Source organism: Calidifontibacillus oryziterrae, from assembly GCF_000331575.1.
In the GTDB taxonomy this organism is placed as follows: domain Bacteria; phylum Bacillota; class Bacilli; order Bacillales; family Bacillaceae_J; genus Calidifontibacillus_A; species Calidifontibacillus_A oryziterrae.
Window position 1 is genome coordinate 75,285 of record NZ_ANOK01000006.1, and the last position, 25,182, is coordinate 100,466.

Sequence of the window (25,182 nt, forward strand, 5' to 3'; positions counted from 1 at the left end):
TAAATATACGTCGTGGGGGTGCTTGAGTATGGAAGGTTTTCTCGTATTAGAAAATGGTGATTATTTTGAAGGGAATTGGGTTGGTCAACAACCGTTACATCCAATTGAAGGTGAAGTAGTATTCGTAACGAGTATGACTGGGTATCAGGAGGTAGTTACGGATCCTTCATTTAAAGGCCAAATCGTTGTGTTTACGTATCCTTTAATTGGAAACTGTGGCGTAAATGAAGTTGATCTTGAGAGTAATAAGCCTCAAGTTTCAGCGGTAATTATTTGTGAATATAGCTTTGAAAGTCACCATTACGAAGCGGTTAGTACATTTGCTGCATATTTAGATAAGTGGCAAGTTCCCACATTAACAAATGTAGACACACGAGCTATCGTTAAGCGTATACGGAATCAAGGTGTAATGGGTGGGTTTTTAGTATCAAAAGTAGAAGATGCCAATTTCGAAAATTATCAGGTAATTGAAGAAAAATTGCTAATTAAAGAAGTATCCACAGACAAAATAGAAATGTATGGTATAGGTACCTTCAATGTAGTATTAATGGATTTCGGTTATAAAAAGTCAATCATAACAACCTTGAACCAATTAGGGTGCAGAGTGACTGTTGTCCCATACAACACGACATTTGAAACCATTCAATCACTACAACCGGATGGTATTTTGCTTTCTAACGGACCAGGTGATCCAAAACAAATGAGCTTTCATTTACCAGTTATTAAAAAGCTATTGCAAACTTATCCAACTCTAGCAATAGGTTTAGGCCATCAAATAGTTGCATTAGCTTTTGGCGCTAATACGAAAAAACTAAAATATGGACATTATGGTGCTAACCAGCCTGTTAGTGATTTACTAACGAAAAAAGTTTTTATGTCATCACAAAATCACTCATTTGTAGTTGTTGAAAAAAGCTTACAAGGTACGGACCTTTCTCCACGTTATTTAAATGTAAACGATCGTTCAATCGAGGGGGTAATTCATAATAGATTACCAATTATTTCAGTTCAGTTTCATCCAGAAGTACAACCTGATGCAGTTGGTAGTAGTTGGTTATTTGCTGATTTTGTTGGACTCATGAATAACGTTAGGAGAGAAAAAGTATATGCCTAAATCAAACCATATACAATCAGTATTAGTGATTGGCTCAGGTCCTATTATTATTGGGCAAGCTGCTGAATTTGATTATGCAGGTACGCAGGCTTGTTTAGCACTTAAAGAGGAAGGCTGCCGCGTTATTCTAGTAAACAATAATCCTGCAACAATAATGACCGATGAGGCGAATACTGATGCTGTTTATTTTGAGCCTTTGACTGTTGAAAGCATAGAAAAAATTATTATTAAAGAAAAACCTGATGGATTATTAGCAACATTAGGTGGGCAAACAGGATTAAATCTTGCTTTCGCACTTCACGAAAAAGGAATTTTGCAAAAGTACAATGTAGAGCTTTTAGGGACTCCAATTGAATCAATAAAAAAAGGTGAAGATAGGGAAGCTTTTCGTTCCCTTATGCATGAATTAAAGGAGCCCGTACCTGAAAGTGACATTGTTGATAATATTGAAGCGGCAAAAAGCTTTGCAAAGGAAATAGGCTTTCCTATCATTGTACGGCCAGCATATACTTTGGGTGGCTTCGGTGGTGGTATTGCTGAGGATATGGAAAGTTTTATAGATCTTGTCCGAAACGGACTTGATGCGAGTCCTATTACACAGTGCTTGATTGAAAGGAGTATAGCGGGATATAAAGAGATTGAGTATGAAGTGATGCGTGATGCGAAGGATACTTGTATTACGATTTGTAATATGGAAAACATTGATCCAGTAGGTATCCATACTGGAGATTCAATTGTAGTTGCCCCATCACAAACGTTAACAAATGTTGAGTATAAGATGCTGCGTAGTGCATCTGTGAAAATTATACGGGCGTTAGGCATTATTGGTGGTTGCAATATTCAATTTGCGTTAGATCCTGTTAGTAAAAACTATTACTTAATTGAAGTTAACCCACGCGTAAGCCGGTCGTCAGCACTTGCTTCTAAGGCAACAGGTTATCCGATCGCACGAATAGCTGCTAAGTTAAGCTTAGGATACACACTGGATGAATTGTTAAACCCTGTGACGGGGCACACATATGCAAGCTTTGAACCTGCAATTGATTATGTTGTTGTAAAGTTTCCGTGTTGGCCGTTTGATAAATTTCCAAATGCTCATCGATTATTGGGGACACAAATGAAAGCAACAGGGGAAGTAATGGCAATTGATCGCAACCTTGAAAGTGCATTGCAAAAAGCCGTACGCTCGTTAGAGGTAGGTGCAATAGGGCTTAAATTACCTGTAATTGAAAAAATGAATAAGGAACAATTATGGAAGCTTGTGATAAATGCTGATGACCGTCGCTTTTTCGCGATTTTGGAATTGCTCCGTCGTGGTGAAAGTATCCAAAGTGTTGAAAAAGAAACAAAAATCAATTCATTTTTTGTTCATTGCTTCTATCGCTTAATTAAGCTGGAAAGTGAAATAGAAGCGTATTCCTTTGCTAATGTGGGTCAATCGTTTATGAAAAAGGTAAAAAAATACGGGTTTTCTGATGCCTATTTAGCGTCAGCATGGAAGGTGGCGGAAAACGATATCCGATTGCTCAGAAAGGATATGAATATTAAACCGGCTTATAAAATGGTTGATACGTGTGCAGCCGAGTTTTCAGCAAATACTCCTTATTACTATTCAAGCTATTTCGGGGAATGTGAAGTTGAAAAAAAAGATAAGAAAAAGGTCGGTATAATCGGATCTGGACCGATTCGAATTGGGCAAGGAATTGAATTTGATTATAGTTCAGTTCATGGTGTTCTAGCACTACAGGATGAAGGTTATGAAACGATTATGATTAATAATAATCCTGAAACAGTGAGTACAGACTATCAAGTAGCTGATCGTCTCTACTTTGAGCCACTAACAATAGAAGAAGTATTAAATGTTCTAGAAGTTGAAGGGATAAACGAAGTAATTGTTCAATTCGGAGGGCAAACTGCAATAAATTTAGTAGCTGAACTAGAAAAAGCTGGTGTATTAATAATTGGAACAACTTTGGATGTTATTGATCAGCTTGAAGATCGCGATCGTTTTTATCAACTATTGCAAAAAGTAAATGTTCCCCATATACCAGGAGAAACCGCTTATAACATTGATGATTTAAAAGAAAAAGCGGAAATGATTGGTTTTCCAGTCCTTTTACGACCTTCCTATGTCATTGGTGGTAAAGGAATGATTATTTTAAATTCAAAGTCAGAATTAGATCAATTGATTGAGAATCAAACTGAAAAAGTATTTCCAATATTGCTAGATGCATATGTGGCTGGCAAAGAAGCAGAGGTTGATGTTTTAACAGATGGTGAAAATGTATTAATTCCGACTATTATCGAACATATTGAAAAAGCAGGCGTCCATTCAGGTGATAGCACAGCAATTTTGCCATCCATATCTGTTTCTGCTGAAGATAAGCAAAAAATGGTGGAATATTCTAAAAAAATTGCAGTAGAACTTGGGTTTAAAGGAATCATGAATATTCAATTTGTTCTATGTGATGGGGTTGTTTATGTTTTAGAAGTTAACCCTAGAGCGAGTAGAACTGTGCCAATTTTAAGTAAGGTTACTGGAGTTCCCGTTATTCAGATTGCGACAAAATTATTGCTTGGGAAATACTTAAATGAAATAACGGAACTAAAAGGACTTTTGCCAGATCGAAATTACATTACAATTAAGTATCCAGTATTTTCAACTTTTAAACTTGCTGGTTTAGACCCATTGTTAGGTCCTGAAATGAAATCAACTGGGGAAGGGATTGCGATAGCCGCATCCAAAGAGGAAGCTTTTTACAAAGTATATAACTGGAGCGAACAGAAATCACATCGAAAGAATGAAGTTTATGTAGATACAAACGGACTTGAAAAAGAAACATTAGATTATATTAATAAAAAGATAACTAACGCAGGTTTAACATTGGCGGATGAGGTTAACTTTGCAAACTGGGTTCAAAAAGATGAAGCACTTGCACTGATCAGTTTATCAAAGGCTAAAACAGAAGATGAAATAGAAAAACGGATAATCGCGTTAAAATATCGTTTACACGTTTTTACTGAATGGGAGACAGTTGAAGGATTTTTGATTGGACACAAGGATCAAAATTTCACTGTCTATTCGATTCAAGATTGGTTAACAAAAAATTTTGCTGAAAGAGAAGTGATGTAACATGGGAGCTACAATAAATATTTCTAAGCCGAAATTACACGTAAATGATCTATTAACGTTAAGGGATCTAACAAAGGATGAAATTATGGAGTTAATTCATACAGGTATTGAATTGAAAAAGCTTCATAAAGCAGGTCAACATCTAGATGTTTTAAAAGGGAAAACGATGGGAATGATATTTGAAAAATCATCAACACGTACTCGTGTATCTTTTGAAGCGGGAATGACACAGTTAGGTGGTCATGCGATTTTTTTAAGTACGAAGGATTCACAGTTAGGAAGAGGAGAACCGATTTCGGATACTGCGATGGTTTTGTCGGAGTATATAGATATTATTATGGTTCGTACGTTTGAGCATGATAGGGTTGTAGAATTAGCTGACAAAGCATCCATCCCTGTTATTAATGCACTTACTGATGACTATCATCCTTGTCAAGCTTTGGCCGATCTTATGACAATATACGAAATAAAGGGAAGTTTAGAAGGTCAGAAGCTTGTGTATGTTGGTGACGGCAATAATGTTGCCCATTCATTAATGATTGCTGCTGCAAAAGTTGGTGTAGATTGTACGGTTGCATGTCCAGCAGAGTATGAACCGAAGAAGGAAATTGTTGAGTTTGCGAAAGAGGTTGCTAAGGAAACAGGCGCCATTATCGAAGTATCTCATGATCCGATAGAAGCAGTAAAAGGTGCAGATTTCATCTATACTGATGTATGGACTAGTATGGGTTTTGAATCAGAACAGCAAGAAAGAATGGAAAAGCTAAAGCCTTTTCAAGTTAATCAGCAATTAATGTCATATGCAAAGGAAGATTACTCGTTCTTACATTGCCTGCCTGCACACCGTGAAGAAGAGGTCACCTCGGAAATAATCGACGGTCCACATTCTGTTGTTTTTCAACAAGCAGGAAATCGTCTACATGTTCAAAAGGCATTGATTCTAGGGTTATTAGATTATTAAAAATGAATGATGCGGTCCTGATTTGTCTTCTAAAAAGTCGTGATTACTTCGTAATCAACGCTTTCATAAGCCATAATCGGGACCGCATTTTTAAAAGATAAGAAAGTATAATTTTGCGCTTTGGAATCCAGCACGAGCGCCCAGCGACTAATAAACTTCGCTCATCTCTTTTGCAATAAGTCAACATCGACTCGTCCCTCGACGTGTTTTGTTTATCTCAGTCGATGCGCTCTTAGTTTATACGTCGCTAAGCGGGGCGCTTGCGCCTTTTGTTAATTGAATAAGACAACTGCTGTGCCAGCAACTAAACAATATATTGCAAAATAGATTAAATTGCCTCGTGCCATAATTCCCATAAACCATTTAAGGGAAAAATATGACGCAACTAATGAACCGATAAATGCTAATGTATATGGAATAATGAGTGCATTTAAGTTGGGATCATTTAGAATATCTGTTGCAGATAAAATCATCCCACCTAGACTAACCGGAATAAATAACATAAATGAAAACCGCAATGCTGTTTCTGGCTTCATTCCAAGTCCCATCGCAGCAACAATTGTTGCTCCTGAACGGCTAATACCTGGTATTAATGCAATTGCTTGGGCGAAGCCAATTATGATGGCATCCCTAAATGCTAAATCTCCATCACCTTTTCGACCGCGAAGATTACGGATTGCCCAAAGTGCAATACCAGTGATAATTAATGTTATGCCGATAAGCTTTACGCCATCTTTAAAAATGGCACCAATTTCATCATCAAATAGAACGCCAATTACACCAGCTGGAATTGTGGCAACGATAAGATAAATAATAAAGTGAAAATCTGCTTTGCATTTTTCCTCTTTAGTCTGTATATATTTTAAGCCATTGACCGCTAATCTTATTAAATCTTTCCGATAAATCAGTAGGACAGCAAGTAGTGAGGCGAAATTTACTAATAACTCGAAGCTAAAGCCTTCTATTTCTAGCCCTAGGTAATGCTGTGCTAATACAAGGTGTCCACTTGAAGAGACCGGAATTGGTTCTGTGAAGCCTTGGAATATGCCTAAAAATAAATATTTTATCAAAAGATAAATTTTATCTGCTTGTTCCATCTGATATGCCTCCGATATGTATTAATAAATGAATTAACTGTTTTATTAAACAACATAATAACAAATATGTAAATAATCAATAACTATTTTTGTCACTACCATAATATACATTTTAATTGGTGTATTATGTTTTTTATTGTAAAGAGCAACTGTTTTTTTGATAATAAGATGTAAATGCAAGGGAAATAATAGTAACGAATATAACATAGGGAGGTTTTAAAATGGGACAACCACGGCAATTTAGAGCAGGCCAAAAAGCTCCTAATAACGGAATATATGTAGAAATCGGAGAAACGGGATCGATGGTTACGAATCCACAATCTGTAAAGCTTCAAGCTGGAGATACTTTTCCGGAAAATTCGAATCATAATCGGAAATGGACCTATGCCAGAAAACCATAAGTCTTTATGCTGTCCTTCAGGGCAGCTTTCTTAATATTCAAAAGGTCAAAAAAAATCAATAATACGTGAAAAACAGACTATTAAGAAGTAAATTAAAGAAAAAGACGCTTTTTCTGTAAAAATATATGTATTAAAAAACTTGTGTTTTTTCTTTTAAAAATGGATAATATAAGTAAAGGTCAAACAAGGTCAAACAATAAAAAGATTGGAGGTATACGTATGGATATGAATAAAATGACTGAGAAAACACAAGAAGCACTTGTTAATGCGCAATCATTAGCAGTTCGCAAAGGTCATCAACAAATTGATGTTGAACATCTTATGTATTCTTTATTAGAACAGCAAGATGGTATTACAGCTAGTATTTTACAAAGATTAAATGTTGATAAAGAAATGGTCAAAGCAAAGGTTGAAGGATTCTTGAATAAACTACCTAAAGTTACAGGCTCTGGAGTTGATTCTAGCGGTGTTTATATTACTCAGCGGTTACAAGCACTTCTCGTTCGGGCTGAGGACGAGGCAAAACGGCTAAAAGATGAATACATTTCAGTGGAACATGTATTGTTGGCAATAACAGATGAAAAATCATCTACAGACATAGCTAAGCTATTAAAACAATTTGGTATGGATCGTTCTACCTTATTAAAAGTGTTAACAGAAATTCGTGGGAATCAACGTGTTACAACTCCAACTCCTGAGGCGACATATGAAGCATTAGCTAAATATGGTCGTGATTTAGTTGCCGATGTAAGGTCAGGGAAAGTTGATCCAGTCATTGGTAGGGATTCTGAAATACGTCGTGTAATTCGAATTTTATCAAGAAAAACCAAAAATAACCCTGTTTTAATTGGTGAACCAGGTGTTGGGAAAACAGCAATTGTTGAAGGTTTAGCGCAAAGGATCGTCCGTAAAGATGTACCCGAGGGATTAAAGGACAAGACAATATTTGCACTCGATATGAGTGCCTTAGTTGCAGGCGCAAAATATCGAGGTGAGTTTGAAGAACGGTTAAAGGCTGTTTTAAACGAAGTAAAAAAAAGCAACGGAAAAATTCTTTTATTTATTGATGAGCTTCATACGATTGTTGGTGCCGGAAAAACAGAGGGTGCCATGGACGCAGGAAATATGTTAAAGCCTATGCTTGCACGAGGTGAGTTACATTGTATAGGTGCAACAACTTTAGATGAGCATCGGAAGTACATTGAAAAAGATCCGGCCCTTGAACGTCGCTTTCAGCAAGTTTTAGTTAATGAACCATCCGTTGAGGATACAATCTCAATTCTACGAGGATTAAAAGAACGGTTTGAGATTCATCATGGTGTCAATATTCATGACCGTGCCCTAGTTTCTGCAGCTGTTTTATCTGATCGCTATATCTCAGATCGGTTTTTACCAGATAAAGCGATTGATTTAGTTGATGAAGCATGCGCAATGATTCGAACTGAAATTGATTCAATGCCATCTGAATTAGATGAAGTAACACGTCGTGTTATGCAGCTTGAAATTGAAGAAGCGGCATTAAGCAAAGAAAAGGACCAAGGAAGTATTGAACGCTTAGAAGCATTAAGGAAAGAGCTTGCAAACTTGAAAGAAAAAGCACAGTTTATGAGGGCAAAATGGGAAGAGGAAAAGAAAGGGATTTTACAACTTCAAGAATTGCGAGGTGCAATTGAGAAAGCACGTCGAGAATTGGAGGATGCGGAGTCAAAATATGATTTAAATAAGGCTGCTGAGCTGAGACATGGTAGAATTCCAGAGCTTGAAAAACAATTGAAACAGGCTGAACAAAATATTACACAAAATGAGAAAGAGGGTAGATTGCTCCGTGAAGAGGTAACCGAAGACGAAATAGCGGATATCGTTGGTCGTTGGACAGGAATACCAGTATCTCGTCTTGTTGAGGGTGAATGGGAAAAGCTTCTACGCTTAGATCATATTCTTCATGAGCGTGTTATTGGTCAGGATGAAGCGGTCCAACTAGTTGCCGATGCAGTTATTAGAGCACGAGCTGGCGTCAAGGATCCAAAACGACCAATCGGATCATTCATTTTTTTAGGACCGACTGGTGTCGGGAAAACAGAGCTTGCAAAAGCGTTAGCGGAAAGTTTGTTTGATAGTGAAGAGCATATTATTCGAATTGATATGTCTGAATATATGGAAAAGCATACGGTTTCTCGTTTAATTGGTGCCCCACCTGGATATGTAGGATATGAAGAAGGTGGACAATTAACTGAAGCCGTCAGGCGAAAGCCTTATTCAGTTATATTATTAGATGAAATTGAAAAAGCCCATTCTGAAGTGTTTAACATTTTATTACAAATATTAGATGATGGTAGAGTAACCGACTCTAAGGGAACTGTTGTGGATTTTAAAAATACGGTTATTATTATGACGTCTAATATCGGTTCAACCTACTTGTTAGAAGGAATAACAACGTCTGGTGAAATAGCTGAATCTACAAGAGAAAAAGTAATGGGTCAACTCCGTCAACATTTTAGACCTGAATTTTTAAATCGTGTAGATGATACGATCTTATTTAAGCCTCTTACTGTTAATGAAATCAAAGGTATTGTTATGAAGCTGACGGAAGAATTACAGAAGCGGTTAGAGGATCGCCAAATTAAATTAACACTAACAGATGAAGCAAAAGATTTTATAGCTAATGAAGGATTTGATCCCGTTTATGGTGCCCGTCCATTAAAACGTTTCATTCAACGATTCATCGAAACAAAGGTTGCTAGAGAAATTATTGCCGGGAAAATAACCGATGGATCCAACATAGTGATTGGTGTTCAAAATGGCGAAATCAATGTTGAAGTAGATTAATATTTAAAAGAGAAAATGGCTATGAACAAAGAGGCAAACCACTAACGGTTTGCCTCTTACTATAAATTATGAACGTTTAATTCTTACATATTAATGGTGAGATTCGCTCGGTTCATTTGGTACTCCAGCTTCTCCCACAATAATAATAACTAGAGAGAATACAACAGCAAGAATTACACCCTGCATAAATACAAATGGACTACCCGTCATGCTGCTGATAACATAAACTAGCATTAGACTTAATAAGAATGACCAAAAAAGAGTCCAGAAAATACGCATTTTTTTTTCACCTCGATATAAGCACATTTTAACTTATTTTATCATAACTCTTCTTAAAAAATAAAGAAAAAGTTGGATTGAACGAGAAGAACGCATTGACATAGATTCTAAAAAGATAAGACAAGCATAAAAATAACTAAATGGGAATTTTCTTTTACATTTATGTTATAGAAGGGTAAAATATAAATGTTATACGTATGTAGAAATGGTTTTTTGAGGGGGGCTCCGTTATGAAGAAGCTTCTTCTAATATGGATAACTATAGTTTTAGTATGTGTTGCCTGTGGACAACCATCTGGATCCTTTAAATCTAATCCTATTAAGGTAGGTTTACTATTACCAGAAACGATCAATGACCCGGTATGGGGAAGTAAAGGCTACAAAGGTTTATTAAAAATTCAATCAGAATTAAATGCAGATGTTTACTATAAAGAAAATATAAAAACTAGGGATGCAGTAAAACAAGCATTAGCTGAATTTGACGATCAGGGAGTCACACTTGTATTCGGACATGGTAGTGAATATGGTCTATTTTTCAAGGAATTCCATAGTCTGTACCCTCATATTGAATTTATTTATTTTAATGGTGAGTTTGTAGCAGATAATGTCACGAGTATTAAATTTAACTCCTATGCAATGGGTTTTTTTGGTGGTATGGTAGCTGCAAAAATGAGTGGGACAAAAAAATTAGGAATTATTGCTGCCTTTGATTGGCAGCCAGAGGTTCGTGGATTTATTGAAGGCGCAAATTTTGAAGATCCTACCATTACAATCACAGTGGATTATACGAAAAGTTGGAGTAACGACGAAAAAGCGCTGGAAATTTATAAACGAATGGAAAATAAAGGCGCTGACGTTTATTATCCAGCAGGTGATACATTTAATATGGTTTTAGTGGAACAAATAAAAGAAGATGGACTTTATGCAATAGGATTTGTATCTGATCAATCTGATTTAGGAGAAACAACGGTACTTACAAGCACAGTACAGCATGTAGATGAACTATATGAATTAATTGCTTCCGAATTTATTGCAGGTAAGCTTGAGCATGTACCAAAGTCATTTGATTTTGCAGAAGGTGTTATAACATTAGGTGAATTTAGTCCTGAGGTACCACAAGACTATCAGACTAAGATTGAAAAAGCAGTGGACATCTATATAAAAACTGGTAAATTACCAAATGAATATGAATAAATAAGGAGTGCAATTAAATGGAACAAGATAGAAATTTAAAATTTATGCAAATTGCAATGAAGTATTTGCCTGAAACACAAACTTTATTGAAGGAAAGGGGTTTTGAAGCTGATATGGAAATGATGCAGCCGATGTTAACCGTTCTTTTGAAGGTCATGAATGATGCATATGAGTTAGGTGCTACAGAAGCAGCTGAACAAAATAAATAATGTGCGAGGCTATCTGAAATCATAATCAATGACTTTTGGATAGCTTCTTTTGCTGTTTTTTGAATGTTTTTGGATATTTTTTATCCGTTTGTCAGTAGACAAAAATATTTTTTTAGATTAAAATTAGTACCAAGTCATAATATTTGATCATAAACTATGGATCAGTAAACTACTATATGATTTAAAGGGGTTGCTAAAATGAATGCTGGGATTATAGGAATTGGCCGTTACCTTCCTGAAAAAATAGTCACAAATGCAGATTTAGAGAAAATAGTGGATACTTCTGACGAGTGGATTCAGACAAGAACAGGGATTAAGGAAAGACGAATTGCTAGTGATGATATTGATACATCTGACATGGCTTTCTTTGCTGCTGAAAAAGCTATATCAAATGCGGGTTTAACAGCTCTTGATATTGAATTAATTATCGTAGCTACTGTAACACCTGATTCCCCGTTTCCATCAGTTGCTTGTTTAGTCCAAGAAAGGTTAGGTGCTAACAATGCAGCTGCAATGGATATTGGTGCTGCTTGTGCAGGGTTTATGTACGGGATGGTTACAGCACAACAATTTATCCAAACTGGCACTTATAAAAATGTCCTCGTGATAGGTGTTGAAAAGCTTTCAAAAATTACCGATTGGAATGACCGTAATACAGCTGTGTTATTCGGGGATGGTGCAGCAGCTGCTGTTATGGCTCCTGTATCGAAAGGCAGAGGTATTCTTTCGTTTGAGCTAGGTGCAGACGGTGTTGGCGCCAAACATTTATACCAAGATGAATATATTATTATGAATGGAAGAGAAGTATTTAAGTTTGCCGTTAGACAAATGGGGGAATCTGCAGTAAGTGTCATTGAAAAAGCTGGTTTAACAAAAGATGATGTTGACTTTTTAGTTCCCCATCAAGCAAATATTAGGATTATGGAGGCATCTCGGCAAAGGCTAGAGCTACCTGAAGAAAAAATGTCCAAAACAGTAGATAAGTACGGTAATACATCCTCATCTTCAATTCCAATTGCTCTTGTAGAAGAGCTTGAAAAAGGAAACATAAAAGATGATGATGTAGTTGTAATGGTAGGTTTTGGTGGCGGATTAACCTGGGGAGCTATTGCGTTAAAATGGGGGAAATAAATAATAGCAGGAAAAACGATATTTTGTTCGAAACAAATATAATAAGTGATTAAAATATAGAAAAGGGGAGTCCTATTTATGGAGAAAAGACGAGTTGTTATCACAGGTTTAGGTGCAGTTACACCTTGTGGAAATAACTTAGATACCACATGGAACAATGTTATAAATGGTATTTCCGGTGTTAGCGAGGTAACGAGAATTGATAAAGATCAGTTTCCGGCTAAAGTAGCAGGCGAATTAAAGAATTTTAATCCGGAAGATTTTTTTGATAAAAAAGAAGCAAGAAGAATGGACAAATTTACTCAATATGCGATGGCTGCTTCATTAATGGCAGTAAAAGATGCAAATCTTGAGATCACCGATGAAATAGCGCCAAGAGTAGGTGTTTGGATAGGTTCAGGTATCGGCGGCATGGAAACACATGAAGAGCAGCACAGGAATTTCCTAGAAAAAGGTTATCGTCGCGTAAGTCCATTCTATGTGCCAATGATGATTGCTGATATGGCCGCAGGCCAAGTTTCGATTGCGCTAGGTGCAAAAGGGATTAATGCTTGTACAGTAACTGCTTGTGCTTCGGGCGCAAATTCCGTTGGGGATGCCTTTAAAGTTATTCAACGTGGCGATGCTGATTATATGATAACAGGTGGAACTGAAGCACCGATTACAAACATGGCATTTGCTGGCTTTTGTATGGCTAAAGCATTGTCAACAAATCCAGATCCAAAGACAGCTAGTCGCCCGTTTGATTTAAATCGTGATGGTTTTGTAATGGGGGAAGGGGCAGGTATTCTGGTACTAGAATCATTAGAAACTGCTCTTAGTCGTGGTGCAAAGATTTATGCTGAGATTGTTGGCTATGGAGCTACCGGTGATGCTTATCACATTACCGCTCCTGCTCCTGGTGGTGAAGGCGGAGTAAGAGCGATGAGGCAGGCATTGCAGGATGCTGGGATTAAGCCTGAAGATATTGATTACATGAATGCACATGGTACGAGTACAGACTACAACGATAAATATGAAACAATGGCTATTAAGGAGGTTTTCGGTGAGCATGCCTATAAAATGGCTGTTAGTTCAACGAAGTCAGTCACAGGACATTTATTAGGTGCAGCAGGTGCAGTAGAGGCAATTTTCTCCGTTAAAGCAATTACAGATGGAGTTATTCCACCAACAATGAATCTTGAAACTCCTGATCCGGAATGTGACTTAGATTATGTTCCTAATCAAGCTCGAAAGCAGGAAGTAAAAACAGTACTAAGTAACTCATTAGGATTTGGTGGTCACAACGTTTCCCTCATTTTCAAAAAATATGAATAGTAGGTCTTGATGTTTCTATAAATTTAGACTGTATGTAGTAAATATTTAACAGTAAAAAAAGCTAGCAAGGAATAATGAATTCCTGCTAGCTTTTTTTACTCGGTTCTTAAGTCATTTAACTCTGCAATTTGAACAGTTGAGCTAAAGAAATCTTTTAAAGCTTTCTTATTTTCTTCAAGGTCCATATCAAGAACAGAACCAGCGTGGCTATAACTTCCATTTTGGTATGAACCATCTACTGGGATTCTAATAGTTTCAATCTCCTTTGGATTCATGAGAAAGCTAGACCCAATACTGAGAATTGTTTTTGATCCAATATTAGTATCTATATATGGTTGAATTGTTCCTAGTAATCTAGGCAATTTTATAATTCCTTTTAAACTGATTACTTCGTCCTTTACAGCTGAAATTACTTGTTGTTGTCTTCTTACTCTACCAAAGTCGCTTTCAGCATCATGGCGAAAACGTGCATATTTTAGAAGCTCAGCACCATCTAGATTCTGTAAACCAGGCTGAAAATCAATATAAAGTCCTCCGGCGTTATCTACATAGTACATACGTTTCTCCACATCAATTTCGACACCTTCTGGGGCGAGTGTATCGATCACATCAGAAAATCCATCAAAATCGACAATTGCATAGTATTGCACATCAATTCCAAAGTTCTCTTTAATCGTTTCCCTTACTAACTCTGGACCGCCAAGAAAGTAGGCTGTATTAATTTTATTATCAGCATATCCAGGAATAGAAACATATGAATCTCTCATAATCGAAGCGATTTTTGCACTTCCATTTTCCGGATCATATTGAGCAACCATAATTGTGTCAGTTCTGCCACTCTCAGAATTGGTAGAGTCTACACCTAATATGAGAACATTGATTTTCTCAAGGTCTTGAACACCATTGAATACCGGATCATCATCATGATTGTCTTCAGCATTTATGATTGGCGGCTTTTTATCAGTATCTATATACCCTAAATAAAATTCATAAACTCCATAGCCAATAAGAGCTAAGAAAAACGTAAACATAATTAATGCAATTTTAAATGGACTTCTTTTTCTTCTTCTTTTTATCATTCTTTTTTGTTGCTCTATATTTTTTCTACGCTCAATGCGCGTTTTAGACATATATTGACACCTCTCATTAAGTCACAACAACTAATTTACTCCGATTTTACTAATTCGTAAAGGGGTAAATGATAAAATGTTAAACCTTCAGAATAATAGAGTACTAGATTCGACAGTTATTTACAAACAATATTAACATAAATATAGAACTCTAGCGAAAATTACAGTGTTTTCCATGACATGAATAGTCTTATTATATTCCTACTTGAAGATTATCACTTTAAATTGTCTTTTATTCATAAATATTTTTTTATTTCATATTAATGGTAGAAAGGGATCCGGACAAGCAGCAGTAATCATAATTTGTATCAAAACAGGGGGTACTCGGTCAATGATATTTAGACTGTTTATTTTTTTGATTGGATTTGGACTTGCTGTGGTAGGTGGGGTAAGTGTCATTGCATTTTTAAACATTTTAGCAACCGGTCAAAATTTTATAGAGTACTTCTTATTTATAAGTAAAAAAATCGAGTGTTACCTATTATTAATTGGGATCCTACTGATCACCTTGAGCGTTTATTTTCCTTCCAAATAATTTAGTTGAATTGGAATAATTTAGTTTTTAACTGCCTATACTGATTCCTAACAATGAGATTTGAAGTGAGGGGTTAAGAAATGTTATATCTGCACGATGTTTGGGTGAATTGGTTTGAGGGAGAAGAAAATGGCTATAACGTTTGTCATTTTCATGAATGGCGGAAGGACGATACTGTTGAACTTTTAGACCAAGCCCCATTAATAAAGGTAGAAAGACCATTATTCAATTACATTGAAAATGATTTAGCAGACCTGCCTCAATCTTTATTAAAGGATGTATATCAGAAAAGCTATATTCGCAAAAACCACGAACGAATCCAACAAGATTATTGCTTTATCGCAACGGATGGAATTGGAATTATTGCTATAGATACATTGGGCTATCATCTGCCAATCAGAAAAAGCCGCTTAATTCCAAGACAGGAACAATTAGTATACGATATGGCAGAGGGAATCGAAGCAACTACATACGACTTTGAAAGCCCAACAAATAAGGAATATCACATACTATCACCAGATCCTCTAGTAATGAAGGGGTTAACCAGAAAAGAACGACAATTAAAACAATTATTGTTTATGACATTGGATCAGCTTCAAACGACGGGAAATCCTGCTGAAATTCGCTATTGGTATACTGAGTGGAACCCAGCTAAATATCAAGAAACTCAAAAGCAAGATTTTGAATATGTCTGGAAACAACTGTATGAAGAAACAATGTACGGCTGGTCACCAAGGCATGAAAATCTTTGTGAACGTCTCGTCAAAGGGCATCCGTTCTTTGAAAAATTGTGGGAATTAGAGCATGGAACGAGAGTAAATTAGAGGCTGACTCAAACATAGGGGGAACAAGCACCTCTGGTACTACGTTTAGCTAAGAAAAAAGTATTTTTCGCTAAATGTTACAATTCCGGAGTAGCTAGCCCCCTACCTCAGTTAGCCTCTTATTTGATTATCTTCTTTTTCTGCCTAGTCCCATTGCATTTTCAGCTTTTTTAAGCATTTTTGTTGCAACGGCATTTGCTTTTTCTGCTCCAAGATTGAGATAGTCGTCTAGCTTTGCAGACTCAATAAGGTCAAAGTACTTTTCTTGGATTGGTTTTAATGTTTCGACAACAGCTGCGGCAACATCTGCTTTAAACTCACCATAGCCTTTACCTGCATATTGGTCTTCTAACGCTCCAATAGATTGTCCAGAGCAGCTTGAATAAATCGTCAATAAATTTGAAACTCCAGGCTTATTTACAGGATCGTATTTTACAATCCCATCTGAATCTGTAACGGCACTTTTTATTTTTTTCTCAATTTGCTTTTCGGAGTCAAGCATCGATACAAATGCCTTTGTGTTTGCATCCGATTTGCTCATTTTTTTAGTAGGCTCTTGTAGTGACATGATTCGTGCGCCAACTTTAGGAATGCTGATTTCAGGAATAGTAAATATTTCTTTGTATTTTTTATTAAATCGTTCAGCTAAATCGCGTGTCAGCTCAAGATGTTGCTTTTGGTCTTCGCCGACTGGAACAATGTCAGTACCATATAATAAAATATCTGCAACCATTAACGGTGGATAAGTCAATAAACCAGCTGATACACTTTCTTTACCAGCAGATTTATCTTTAAATTGAGTCATTCTTTCTAATTCACCAATATAGCTTACACATTGCATCATCCAACCGAGCTGGGCGTGTGCAGGGACCTCTGATTGAATAAATAATGTTGATTTTACTGGATCAATGCCGACCGCAATATATAATGCCGCTAAACTACGGATGTTTTTTCGTAGCTCTTTCGGGTCTTGTGGGACTGTAATTGCATGCTGATCAACGATACAAAAATAACATTCATTATTGTCTTGTAGTTCGACAAATTGCTTCATCGCACCTAAATAGTTTCCAAGTGTTAATGTTCCACTTGGTTGAATACCTGAAAAAATTTTCACCATGTTCATTCCTCCAATTTATCTTTGTAAGTTCTTAATATTTGAATTCCGTTAAAACCTGCTCTCTTTTCGACTTTACCCAAATTTTAACTAGGTCATACAAAAAAGGCCATTCATCCCCTAAATAAGGGACGAATGGACCGCGGTGCCACCCTTGTTATTCCAAGCTTGGAATCACTTTAAATATATTTGCTCTAAAGCCCATTCCATAACATTTCACTACTTGTTTTCACCAACCACAAGCTCTCTAAAAGCTTCCTGATATGTACTTATCTTTATCATCGCAATTTACATATTCAATTAATTTTGAATTTTATTATAGACAAGGGGCAATTAAAAAGCAAGTCTGTTAATCATAAAAAAGTAAAGGCCAGAAACGCGTTTGTCGATTTAATAAAATTAACTAAAACTGTAAATAATACCATTAAATAGTCCACCTTGAAAAATGTATCTGATTTCTATTTAAGCATAATTAAATTAATCTGGAAGGGATAGTATAAATTATAAGATGGTACCTATCTATGACTATTTTTTGAATACTAGGATAATTTATATACATAATAATTAGAATATTTATATAATTATTTCGTGAGTATGATCGATATAAAAGTAAATTCTTATTGGCCTAATGTGTTTGTTTCAGTTCTGCAATCTATCGTATTGCAAAAATGATGGAGGTCGTTGTTATGAAAATGAAGTTGTTATTCCTAGTTTTATTACTATTGTTGAGCAGTCTATTAGCTGGGTGCGGTGAAAAGAAAGAAAAAGCAACTGAGGATGGACAGACTGCTGAAGCAACGGCGGAAGAGCAAGTTCTTAACTTGTTAGAGGCTGCTGAACTACCAACTATGGATACAACCCAAGCTGATGATTCTGCCTCATTTGTTGCAATGAACCAAGTTTTTGAAGGATTATACCGTCTTGGCCCTGATAATACACCTGTCCCTGGTGTCGCTAAGGAGGTAATTAAAAGTGAAAGTGGAGCAGTCCTTACATTTATATTAAATGAAAATGCAAACTGGAGTGATGGTACACCAGTAACCGCCAATGATTTTGTTTATGCTTGGCAAAAGGCTTTACATCCTGAAACACTTTCTCCTTATGCTCATCTTATGAAACCGATAAAAAATGCGATGGCAATTATTACAAAAGATGATCCCTTATTCGGGAAAGTTGATGAGCTAGGTGTGAAAGCAATTGATGACAAAACTCTTGAGGTGACCCTTGAAATACCGGTTCCTTACTTTGTAAGCTTAACCTCATTTGCAACTTTCTTCCCGCAAAAACAAGAGTTTGTTGAAACCCAAGGAAGTGATTTTGCACTTTATGCAGATAAAATGATTTATAATGGACCATTTGTGATGTCTGAATGGAATGCGAGCGGGTGGACATTTAGAAAAAACAATGAGTATTGGGATAAGGATTCTGTGAAGCTAGAACAAATCAATTATAAAGTAATTAAAGATGCTGCTACTGAGTCCAACCTTTTTGAAAGAGGCCAGGCGGACCGTGCCATTTTAAGTGCTGAGTTAGTTGATCTATATCAAGATCATCCTGATTTTATGACCTATAGCGAACCAACGATGTGGTATTTAAAGTTTAATATTGACCGGGTACCTTTGGCACAACGAAAAGCGATACAACGAGCTATTAACAAAGAGGATTTCGTTCATACAATGTTAAACAATGGCTCGTTAGTTGCTGATTATTTCCACCCTGCTGATTTTGTAACTCATCCTGATACGGGAGAAGATTTTCGGGCAAAGCACGGCAACATCATTTCCTATAGTGTTGTGGAGGCGAAAAGATATTGGGTGGAAGCTGGTTCTCCAATTGTAACTTGGGAGTTGTTAATAAATGATCGTGACGAAATAAAAAGAATTGCTGAGTATATAAAAAACCAGTTAGAAACAAACCTTCCGGGATTAACAATTAATATTAATGTTCAACCTTTTAAACAAAGGTTAGCATTAGATGATGAAATAGATTATGATATTCAGTTCACTGGATGGGGACCTGATTATCAAGATCCATTGACTTTTATGGATTTATGGATCACAAATGGTGGAAACAATAAAACAAATTATTCTAACCGTGAGTATGACAAAATTATTGAAGATGCTTTAGTAAATCTTAATGACTTAGGTGCTCGCTTTGAGAATCTACAGGACGCAGAACGAATTTTGCTTGAACAGGATGCTGTACTTGCACCTCTTTATCAGCGAGGTCGTGCGGTCCTACAGAAAAGCTATGTAAAAAACTTAATTGTACATCCGTTCGGACCAGAATATAGCTTCAAGTGGGCGTATATCGAAGGGAAGGAATAAGATAAACGTCAGAGCCTAGACTGTAGAGGTTGCGATTCCATTGGAGGATAGCCCCTCTCTTTTTTCTTTCCAAACAAATCGAAAGAAGAGCGGTAATAAAGGAAGGAAGTGGTAAAGTTGATCCGTTATATCGGTACACGCTTACTTTACATGCTTTTAACATTGTTAATTATTGCGTCGTTAACATTTTTTTTAATGCAAACATTACCAGGGTCGCCGTTTAATGACGAAAAATTAACTGATACCCAAGTAGAGCTGTTAAATGAAAAATATGGTTTAGATCGTCATGTAGCGATTCAGTATATTTTATATATGAAGAATTTACTTCATGGCGACTTAGGTGTTTCCTTTCAATTTGATGGACGACCTGTCACTGAAATTATTGGAGAAAGAATCCCAGCTTCTGCTTTTTTAGGAGGACAGGCTTTACTATTTGGAACTGTTATTGGAGTATTCCTAGGTATTATATCTGCACTCAAACATAATACATTTATTGATTATGGATCGATGGTAGTAGCTGTTTTAGGAGTTTCGGTTCCATCGTTTGTATTTGCAGGTTTATTGCAATATTGGTTTAGTGTAAGATTGGGGCTGTTCCCTGTCGCGTTTTGGGATGGTTATACTTATACAATCCTTCCAACGATAGCACTTTCTGTTTTCGTTATCGCAACTGTTGCTCGTTTTATGAGAACAGAAATGCTTGAAGTGTTAGGACAAGATTATATTATAACGGCGAGGGCGAAAGGGATTAGTCAAGGAGCCGTTGTTATTAAACATACAATTCGGAATGCGTTAATACCTGTAGTTACCATACTCGGGCCTCTAACTGTGAATGTGATGACTGGTTCATTAGTAATTGAAAAAATATTTGGAATTCCAGGTCTGGGGGAGCAATTTGTTATGTCGATTATGACAAATGACTACCCTGTAATTATGGGGACAACATTGTTTTACAGTGCATTATTCATTTGTATTGTTTTTATTATTGATATTTTGTATGGGATCATTGATCCAAGAATTCGCATTGCTGGGGGAAGGTTCAATGAGTGACCAGAGGAGTCGAGAAAGCATTGAGCTATTCAAGCCGGTTTTTGTAAATAATAGTTTTAATGAAGGGATTGATAGGAGAAGCTTTACGTACTGGCAGGATACCTGGATGCGATTAAGGAGAAATAGGGCAGCGTTTACCGGACTTGTTATTATTTGTATCATAATGATTCTAGCTATTATTGGGCCTTCATTAAGTGAATACTCCTATAAAGACCAGGATTTGGGACGTGCTAATTTGCCACCAAAAATACCTGTTTTGGAGTATATACCATTTCTAGGCCTTGATGGAGTAGATACTCGTGGTATTGATCAGTACGAAAGAAAGAGTATAGACGAATATTTTTGGTTTGGAACAGATGACTTAGGGCGTGACATTTGGACAAGAACGTGGCACGGGACACGAATCTCTTTATACATTGCTTTTTTAGCGGCAGTGATAGACATTGTTATCGGGGTTGTCTATGGAGGAATTTCAGGTTTTTATGGTGGTCGGATTGATAATATTATGCAGCGCATGATTGAAATTCTAGTCGGTATTCCCAGTTTAATTGTTGTTATACTATTCATTCTTGTGCTTGAGCCTGGCATAATTTCGATAACAATCGCGATGGTAATAACGGGGTGGGTTGGAATGGCAAGAGTAGTACGGGGACAAATATTAAAATTAAAAGATCAAGAGTTTGTTTTAGCATCAAAAACGTTAGGTGCTAGTGATAGTCGTTTACTCTGGAAACAGCTAATACCCAATACGATCGGACCTATTATCATAACTGCGATGTTTACAATCCCAAGTGCGATTTTTACAGAAGCTTTTTTGAGCTTTATTGGCCTTGGGCTACGCCCGCCGTCTGCATCCTTAGGAACCCTTGTAAATGACGGCTTTAAAACTATGCGAATATACCCACACTTAATGGCCATATCTTCTGTTGTGATCAGTTTAATTATGATTAGCTTTAACCTTTTAGGTGATGGTCTCCGCGATGCGTTAGATCCAAGAATGCGAAGATAGGGTGGTGGTAGGATGGGAAAGATTCTTGAAGTACGAGATTTACATGTTTGTTTTGATACCTTTAGTGGGGAGGTACATGCAGTTCGTGGTGTGGATTTCTACTTGGAAGAGGGGGAAACGCTAGCTATTGTCGGCGAATCGGGTTCGGGTAAATCGGTAATGACAAAATGTATTATGCGGCTTCTTCCTACTCCACTAAGTCGAATCCCTAAGGGTGAAATACTTTATAAAGGAAAAAATGTTATTAAATTGAAGGAAAAAGAAATGCAAACTGTTCGTGGTTCAGAAATATCAATGATTTTTCAGGACCCAATGACATCTTTGAATCCTACAATGACAATAGGGAAGCAAATCACAGAAGGTTTAATGAAGCATCAAAACTTAAGTAAAAAAGAAACTAAGATGCGTGCAATACAGCTGTTAACGCTTGTTGGGCTTCCTAATCCTGAAAAAAGAGTCAACCAATACCCTCATCAATTTTCGGGTGGTATGAGACAGCGTGTTGTAATTGCTATGGCGATAGCATGTAATCCAAAAATATTAATTGCGGATGAACCTACGACCGCACTCGATGTAACGATACAATCTCAGATCCTTGAGTTAATGAAGGATTTACAAGTGAAGATGCATACATCCATTATTATCATTACACATGACCTTGGAGTTGTGGCTAATGTTGCCGATCGTGTTGCAGTAATGTATGCAGGAATCATTATTGAAACAGGAACCGTAGATGAAATTTTCTATCGATCTAACCATCCATATACTTGGGGGTTATTAACTTCAATGCCAACGTTACAAACAAAGTCTACAAGACTTGTTGCAATACCTGGAACACCACCAGATTTAATATCCCCACCAAAAGGATGTCCGTTTGCTTCGCGTTGCCAATATGTTATGGAAGTTTGTATAAATCATATGCCAGATTATTCAAATTTAACAGATACACATCTTGTTGCCTGTTGGTTACTAGATGATCGAGCACCGAGGATTGAACAACCTTTCATTGCAAGAGGAGGCACAGGTGATGGTTAAAAATTGTGAAGCATTGATCGAAGTGAAAAATTTAAAAAAATACTTTCATGTAGGTAATAGTCAAACATTAAAAGCTGTTGATAATGTTTCCTTTGAAATATATAAAGGAGAGACATTTGGTCTAGTGGGGGAATCTGGTTGTGGAAAATCAACTACCGGTCGTACGATTATGGGTCTTATTGAAGCTACATCAGGCTACGTTCTTTATGAAGGAAAGGATGTACAACATGGGAAAAAGTCTAAAAGGAATCGTAAAGAGCTTTATCGTAAAATGCAAATGATATTTCAAGATCCCTACGCATCCTTGAATCCACGTATGACAGTTTCTGATATAATCGCTGAAGGTATAGATATTCATGGTTTGGCAAGAAATTTTGATGATCGATTGAAGAAAGTATTTAATCTGTTAGAGACGGTAGGGTTAAACCGTGAGCATGCCAATCGTTATCCCCATGAGTTCTCCGGCGGACAACGTCAGCGGATTGGAATCGCACGGGCACTTGCTGTAGAGCCGGACTTTATAATTGCTGATGAGCCTATTTCTGCGTTGGATGTATCAATCCAAGCACAGGTTGTAAATCTGATGAAAGAATTACAGCAAGAACGGAATATAACCTATTTATTTATCGCGCACGATTTATCAATGGTGAAGTTTATTAGTGATCGGATTGGTGTGATGTATTTAGGTAGTATTGTAGAATTAGCTGAAAGCAATCGTCTTTATGAAGAACCACTGCATCCCTATACAAAGGTGCTGCTATCAGCAATTCCACAACCAGATCCTGTCACGGAACGGAGAAGGGAGCGAATTATTCCAAAAGGTGATATTCCAAGCCCAATTAACCCACCAAGTGGGTGTCGCTTTCATACTAGATGTCCGCTTGCTATGAATATTTGTAAGACATCCGAACCAAAATTATTAAATATAAAAGAAGATCAGTGGGTTGCATGTCACCTATATTAACAAAGTATAATAAGTGTTCTTTAGAATATAATTAGTTAATCTTAGCTAATATTTCTATTAGCTGGTTTTTTTTACTACATAAAATAAAAATGAAAAATGTCAAAAAAGCCTGTTTCCTGTATGAAAATGTCCTATAATAAAAAAGAGAGAAAAAAATGATAGGAGTATTCAGCGATGGGAATTTTAACTACAAGGAAAAGAGTCATCTGTAACACAATTGTTGTCTTAGTCATAATCAGCATGTTCTTCACCGGTTCTGTTTCTGCAGAAAATAATAAATTAGTTGCATATCATACAAAAAAATTAATTGAACTAAAACAAGTTGAATTACCTTCTGCTATGCCAAGATTTAAATATAATACTGGCTTAACGTTTACATACCCTGACGCTGTTAGAGGCGTTTACTTAACAGCACATACAGCAGGTGGCTACAAAAACTATATGAATCATCAAAATGATAATACAGTGCCACTATATTCCTCAGGAAAAAACTTCGCAGGTATTATGAATTTAATGGACAATACGGATTTAAATGCTGTTGTTATAGATATAAAAGATGATTGGGGAAATTTAACATATGTTCCTGAAGAAGGATCTCCACTTACAAGTATTAGTAAACCATATATAAAAGACCCGCGAGAAATGTTAGAGTTGTTGGAAGAAAAACAGGTTTATCCAATTGCAAGAATTGTCGTATTTAAAGACACTGTTTGGGCAAAACAACGACCAGACCTATCATTTTTAGAAAATGGAACTGTTTGGGAAAATGGACGTGGTGAGTCCTTTGTAAATCCATTTCTTAAAGAGGTATGGGATCATAACATTCAGATTGCGATTGATGCCGCAAAGCTAGGGTTTAAAGAAATCCAATTTGATTATGTTCGCTTTCCAGAAGGATTTGAAAAGAGAGATGCTACTTTAACTTATAATATGGGGGATTATAAGGATATTGAGATGGATAATATTCAAAAGCGCGTAAAAGCAGTAACAGATTTTGTCGCCTATGCAAAAGAACAACTACAATCATATGATGTCGATCTTTCCGTTGATATTTTTGGTTATACGGCAACATTACCTGAGGCACCAGGGATTGGACAAAATTTTACTAAAATTTCCGAGAATGTTGATGTTATTTCTTCGATGATCTATCCAAGCCATTGGACATCTTATTTTGGAATTGCTAAACCAGATTTAGAACCGTATCGTCTCGTTACAGAATATACAAAGGTTGAAAATGAAAAGCTTAATCAATTAGAAAACCGTCCTATTTCACGACCTTGGATTCAAGATTTTACTGCCAGTTATTTAGGTAGAGGAAACTATTTAACTTATGGGAAAAATGAGGTTGAAGCGCAAATTCGCGCATTGAATGAAAATGGTATAAAGGAATTTCTATTGTGGGATGCAGCAAATACGTATACTACAGGTGTCGATTACACACCGTCAAATTAAATGAATTGATCAAAAATAAAAAAATAAAAGGTGGCTTAATTGCCACCTTTTGTTTATTGTTTAGGAAATTATAAAATTTGA

At 36.5% G+C, this 25,182-nt stretch carries 20 protein-coding genes and 1 other annotated feature; of the genes, 16 read left to right on the forward strand and 4 right to left on the reverse strand.

Annotated features, from left to right (window positions below; genetic code table 11):
• Positions 1 to 28: 28 nt before the first annotated feature.
• From D612_RS0106155 to argF, 3 genes are read left to right on the forward strand one after another with little or no spacing between them, the layout of a single operon-like run.
• Positions 29 to 1,114 carry a carbamoyl phosphate synthase small subunit gene (locus D612_RS0106155; RefSeq protein ID WP_017754617.1) on the forward strand — a complete coding sequence of 362 codons (1,086 nt, stop codon included), beginning with the start codon at positions 29 to 31 and terminating at the stop codon, positions 1,112 to 1,114.
• A complete protein-coding gene (locus D612_RS0106160; RefSeq protein ID WP_017754618.1) occupies positions 1,107 to 4,247 on the forward strand; it encodes a carbamoyl phosphate synthase large subunit in 3,141 nt (1,046 codons plus the stop codon). Before D612_RS0106155 ends, D612_RS0106160 begins: the two co-directional genes overlap by 8 nt.
• A gap of 1 nt (position 4,248) precedes the next feature.
• Positions 4,249 to 5,208: an ornithine carbamoyltransferase gene (argF, locus tag D612_RS0106165; RefSeq protein ID WP_017754619.1), complete on the forward strand. Its 960-nt coding sequence runs from the start codon at positions 4,249 to 4,251 to the stop codon at positions 5,206 to 5,208.
• A gap of 272 nt (positions 5,209 to 5,480) precedes the next feature.
• Here argF and D612_RS0106170 read toward each other — a convergent pair whose 3' ends face one another.
• The gene (locus tag D612_RS0106170; RefSeq protein ID WP_017754620.1) at positions 5,481 to 6,305 is read right to left on the reverse strand and encodes an undecaprenyl-diphosphate phosphatase; all 825 of its coding nucleotides are present in this window, start codon (positions 6,303 to 6,305) and stop codon (positions 5,481 to 5,483) included.
• A 221-nt stretch (positions 6,306 to 6,526) separates the two neighbouring features.
• Here D612_RS0106170 and D612_RS0106175 point away from each other — a divergent pair, with 221 nt between their 5' ends.
• Together D612_RS0106175 and clpB are read left to right on the forward strand one after the other, a co-directional pair.
• On the forward strand, positions 6,527 to 6,706 hold the full coding sequence (locus D612_RS0106175; protein ID WP_017754621.1) for a YjzC family protein: 180 nt from the start codon (positions 6,527 to 6,529) through the stop codon (positions 6,704 to 6,706).
• A 219-nt stretch (positions 6,707 to 6,925) separates the two neighbouring features.
• A complete protein-coding gene (gene clpB / locus D612_RS0106180) occupies positions 6,926 to 9,532 on the forward strand; it encodes an ATP-dependent chaperone ClpB (RefSeq protein WP_017754622.1) in 2,607 nt (868 codons plus the stop codon).
• Between the two features lie 90 nt (positions 9,533 to 9,622).
• On the opposite strand, the gene D612_RS0106185 is transcribed toward clpB, so the two are convergent.
• Positions 9,623 to 9,811 carry a YjzD family protein gene (locus tag D612_RS0106185; protein WP_017754623.1) on the reverse strand — a complete coding sequence of 63 codons (189 nt, stop codon included), beginning with the start codon at positions 9,809 to 9,811 and terminating at the stop codon, positions 9,623 to 9,625.
• Between the two features lie 230 nt (positions 9,812 to 10,041).
• Between D612_RS0106185 and D612_RS0106190 the strand changes: the two genes are divergently transcribed.
• The 4 genes from D612_RS0106190 to fabF all read left to right on the forward strand — a co-directional run bounded on the left by D612_RS0106190 (position 10,042) and on the right by fabF (position 13,661).
• The gene (locus tag D612_RS0106190; RefSeq protein WP_017754624.1) at positions 10,042 to 11,004 is read left to right on the forward strand and encodes a BMP family ABC transporter substrate-binding protein; all 963 of its coding nucleotides are present in this window, start codon (positions 10,042 to 10,044) and stop codon (positions 11,002 to 11,004) included.
• 17 nt (positions 11,005 to 11,021) lie between these two features.
• Positions 11,022 to 11,213, forward strand: coding sequence for a ComZ family protein (locus D612_RS0106195; protein ID WP_017754625.1), 192 nt, complete (start codon positions 11,022 to 11,024; stop codon positions 11,211 to 11,213).
• Between the two features lie 198 nt (positions 11,214 to 11,411).
• Complete coding sequence (locus D612_RS0106200) at positions 11,412 to 12,344, forward strand: beta-ketoacyl-ACP synthase III (RefSeq protein WP_017754626.1); 933 nt, start codon at positions 11,412 to 11,414, stop codon at positions 12,342 to 12,344.
• Between the two features lie 78 nt (positions 12,345 to 12,422).
• Entirely contained in the window at positions 12,423 to 13,661 is a 1,239-nt protein-coding gene (fabF, locus tag D612_RS0106205; RefSeq protein ID WP_017754627.1) for a beta-ketoacyl-ACP synthase II, read from the forward strand.
• Between the two features lie 95 nt (positions 13,662 to 13,756).
• Here the strand turns inward: fabF and D612_RS0106210 are convergent, their stop codons facing one another.
• Complete coding sequence (locus D612_RS0106210; RefSeq protein WP_017754628.1) at positions 13,757 to 14,791, reverse strand: LCP family protein; 1,035 nt, start codon at positions 14,789 to 14,791, stop codon at positions 13,757 to 13,759.
• Positions 14,792 to 15,406: 615 nt separating this feature from the next.
• On the opposite strand from D612_RS0106210, the gene D612_RS0106220 reads away from it, so the two are divergent.
• The gene (locus D612_RS0106220) at positions 15,407 to 16,150 is read left to right on the forward strand and encodes a YjbA family protein (RefSeq protein ID WP_017754630.1); all 744 of its coding nucleotides are present in this window, start codon (positions 15,407 to 15,409) and stop codon (positions 16,148 to 16,150) included.
• 127 nt (positions 16,151 to 16,277) lie between these two features.
• On the opposite strand, the gene trpS is transcribed toward D612_RS0106220, so the two are convergent.
• Complete coding sequence (trpS, locus tag D612_RS0106225; RefSeq protein WP_017754631.1) at positions 16,278 to 17,267, reverse strand: tryptophan--tRNA ligase; 990 nt, start codon at positions 17,265 to 17,267, stop codon at positions 16,278 to 16,280.
• 121 nt (positions 17,268 to 17,388) lie between these two features.
• Positions 17,389 to 17,555 (reverse strand) — a binding site (T-box leader).
• Between the two features lie 395 nt (positions 17,556 to 17,950).
• Between trpS and D612_RS0106230 the strand changes: the two genes are divergently transcribed.
• From D612_RS0106230 to D612_RS0106255, 6 genes are all read left to right on the forward strand, one after another.
• On the forward strand, positions 17,951 to 19,591 hold the full coding sequence (locus tag D612_RS0106230) for a peptide ABC transporter substrate-binding protein (protein WP_017754632.1): 1,641 nt from the start codon (positions 17,951 to 17,953) through the stop codon (positions 19,589 to 19,591).
• A gap of 117 nt (positions 19,592 to 19,708) precedes the next feature.
• Positions 19,709 to 20,641, forward strand: a complete 933-nt coding sequence (opp3b, locus tag D612_RS0106235; protein ID WP_017754633.1) for an oligopeptide ABC transporter permease — start codon at positions 19,709 to 19,711, stop codon at positions 20,639 to 20,641.
• A complete protein-coding gene (gene opp3C / locus D612_RS0106240) occupies positions 20,634 to 21,650 on the forward strand; it encodes an oligopeptide ABC transporter permease (protein ID WP_017754634.1) in 1,017 nt (338 codons plus the stop codon). The genes opp3b and opp3C overlap by 8 nt, the downstream gene beginning before the upstream one ends.
• 12 nt (positions 21,651 to 21,662) lie before the next feature.
• A complete protein-coding gene (locus D612_RS0106245) occupies positions 21,663 to 22,685 on the forward strand; it encodes an ABC transporter ATP-binding protein (protein ID WP_017754635.1) in 1,023 nt (340 codons plus the stop codon).
• The gene (locus D612_RS0106250) at positions 22,678 to 23,649 is read left to right on the forward strand and encodes an ABC transporter ATP-binding protein (RefSeq protein WP_017754636.1); all 972 of its coding nucleotides are present in this window, start codon (positions 22,678 to 22,680) and stop codon (positions 23,647 to 23,649) included. The genes D612_RS0106245 and D612_RS0106250 overlap by 8 nt, the downstream gene beginning before the upstream one ends.
• A 174-nt stretch (positions 23,650 to 23,823) precedes the next feature.
• Positions 23,824 to 25,101: a putative glycoside hydrolase gene (locus D612_RS0106255; protein ID WP_017754637.1), complete on the forward strand. Its 1,278-nt coding sequence runs from the start codon at positions 23,824 to 23,826 to the stop codon at positions 25,099 to 25,101.
• Positions 25,102 to 25,182 lie beyond the last annotated feature (81 nt).

Coding starts and splice junctions, on each gene's coding strand:
- D612_RS0106155 (WP_017754617.1), top strand. CDS start 29: ATGGAAGGTTTTCTCGTATTAGAAAATGGTGATTATTTTGAAGGGAAT.
- fabF (WP_017754627.1), top strand. CDS start 12,423: ATGGAGAAAAGACGAGTTGTTATCACAGGTTTAGGTGCAGTTACACCT.
- D612_RS0106220 (WP_017754630.1), top strand. CDS start 15,407: ATGTTATATCTGCACGATGTTTGGGTGAATTGGTTTGAGGGAGAAGAA.
- D612_RS0106210 (WP_017754628.1), bottom strand. CDS start 14,791: ATGTCTAAAACGCGCATTGAGCGTAGAAAAAATATAGAGCAACAAAAA.
- D612_RS0106200 (WP_017754626.1), top strand. CDS start 11,412: ATGAATGCTGGGATTATAGGAATTGGCCGTTACCTTCCTGAAAAAATA.
- D612_RS0106175 (WP_017754621.1), top strand. CDS start 6,527: ATGGGACAACCACGGCAATTTAGAGCAGGCCAAAAAGCTCCTAATAAC.
- D612_RS0106170 (WP_017754620.1), bottom strand. CDS start 6,305: ATGGAACAAGCAGATAAAATTTATCTTTTGATAAAATATTTATTTTTA.
- D612_RS0106185 (WP_017754623.1), bottom strand. CDS start 9,811: ATGCGTATTTTCTGGACTCTTTTTTGGTCATTCTTATTAAGTCTAATG.
- D612_RS0106160 (WP_017754618.1), top strand. CDS start 1,107: ATGCCTAAATCAAACCATATACAATCAGTATTAGTGATTGGCTCAGGT.
- clpB (WP_017754622.1), top strand. CDS start 6,926: ATGGATATGAATAAAATGACTGAGAAAACACAAGAAGCACTTGTTAAT.
- D612_RS0106230 (WP_017754632.1), top strand. CDS start 17,951: ATGAAAATGAAGTTGTTATTCCTAGTTTTATTACTATTGTTGAGCAGT.
- trpS (WP_017754631.1), bottom strand. CDS start 17,267: ATGGTGAAAATTTTTTCAGGTATTCAACCAAGTGGAACATTAACACTT.
- D612_RS0106195 (WP_017754625.1), top strand. CDS start 11,022: ATGGAACAAGATAGAAATTTAAAATTTATGCAAATTGCAATGAAGTAT.
- D612_RS0106190 (WP_017754624.1), top strand. CDS start 10,042: ATGAAGAAGCTTCTTCTAATATGGATAACTATAGTTTTAGTATGTGTT.
- argF (WP_017754619.1), top strand. CDS start 4,249: ATGGGAGCTACAATAAATATTTCTAAGCCGAAATTACACGTAAATGAT.
- D612_RS0106255 (WP_017754637.1), top strand. CDS start 23,824: ATGGGAATTTTAACTACAAGGAAAAGAGTCATCTGTAACACAATTGTT.
- opp3C (WP_017754634.1), top strand. CDS start 20,634: ATGAGTGACCAGAGGAGTCGAGAAAGCATTGAGCTATTCAAGCCGGTT.
- D612_RS0106245 (WP_017754635.1), top strand. CDS start 21,663: ATGGGAAAGATTCTTGAAGTACGAGATTTACATGTTTGTTTTGATACC.
- D612_RS0106250 (WP_017754636.1), top strand. CDS start 22,678: ATGGTTAAAAATTGTGAAGCATTGATCGAAGTGAAAAATTTAAAAAAA.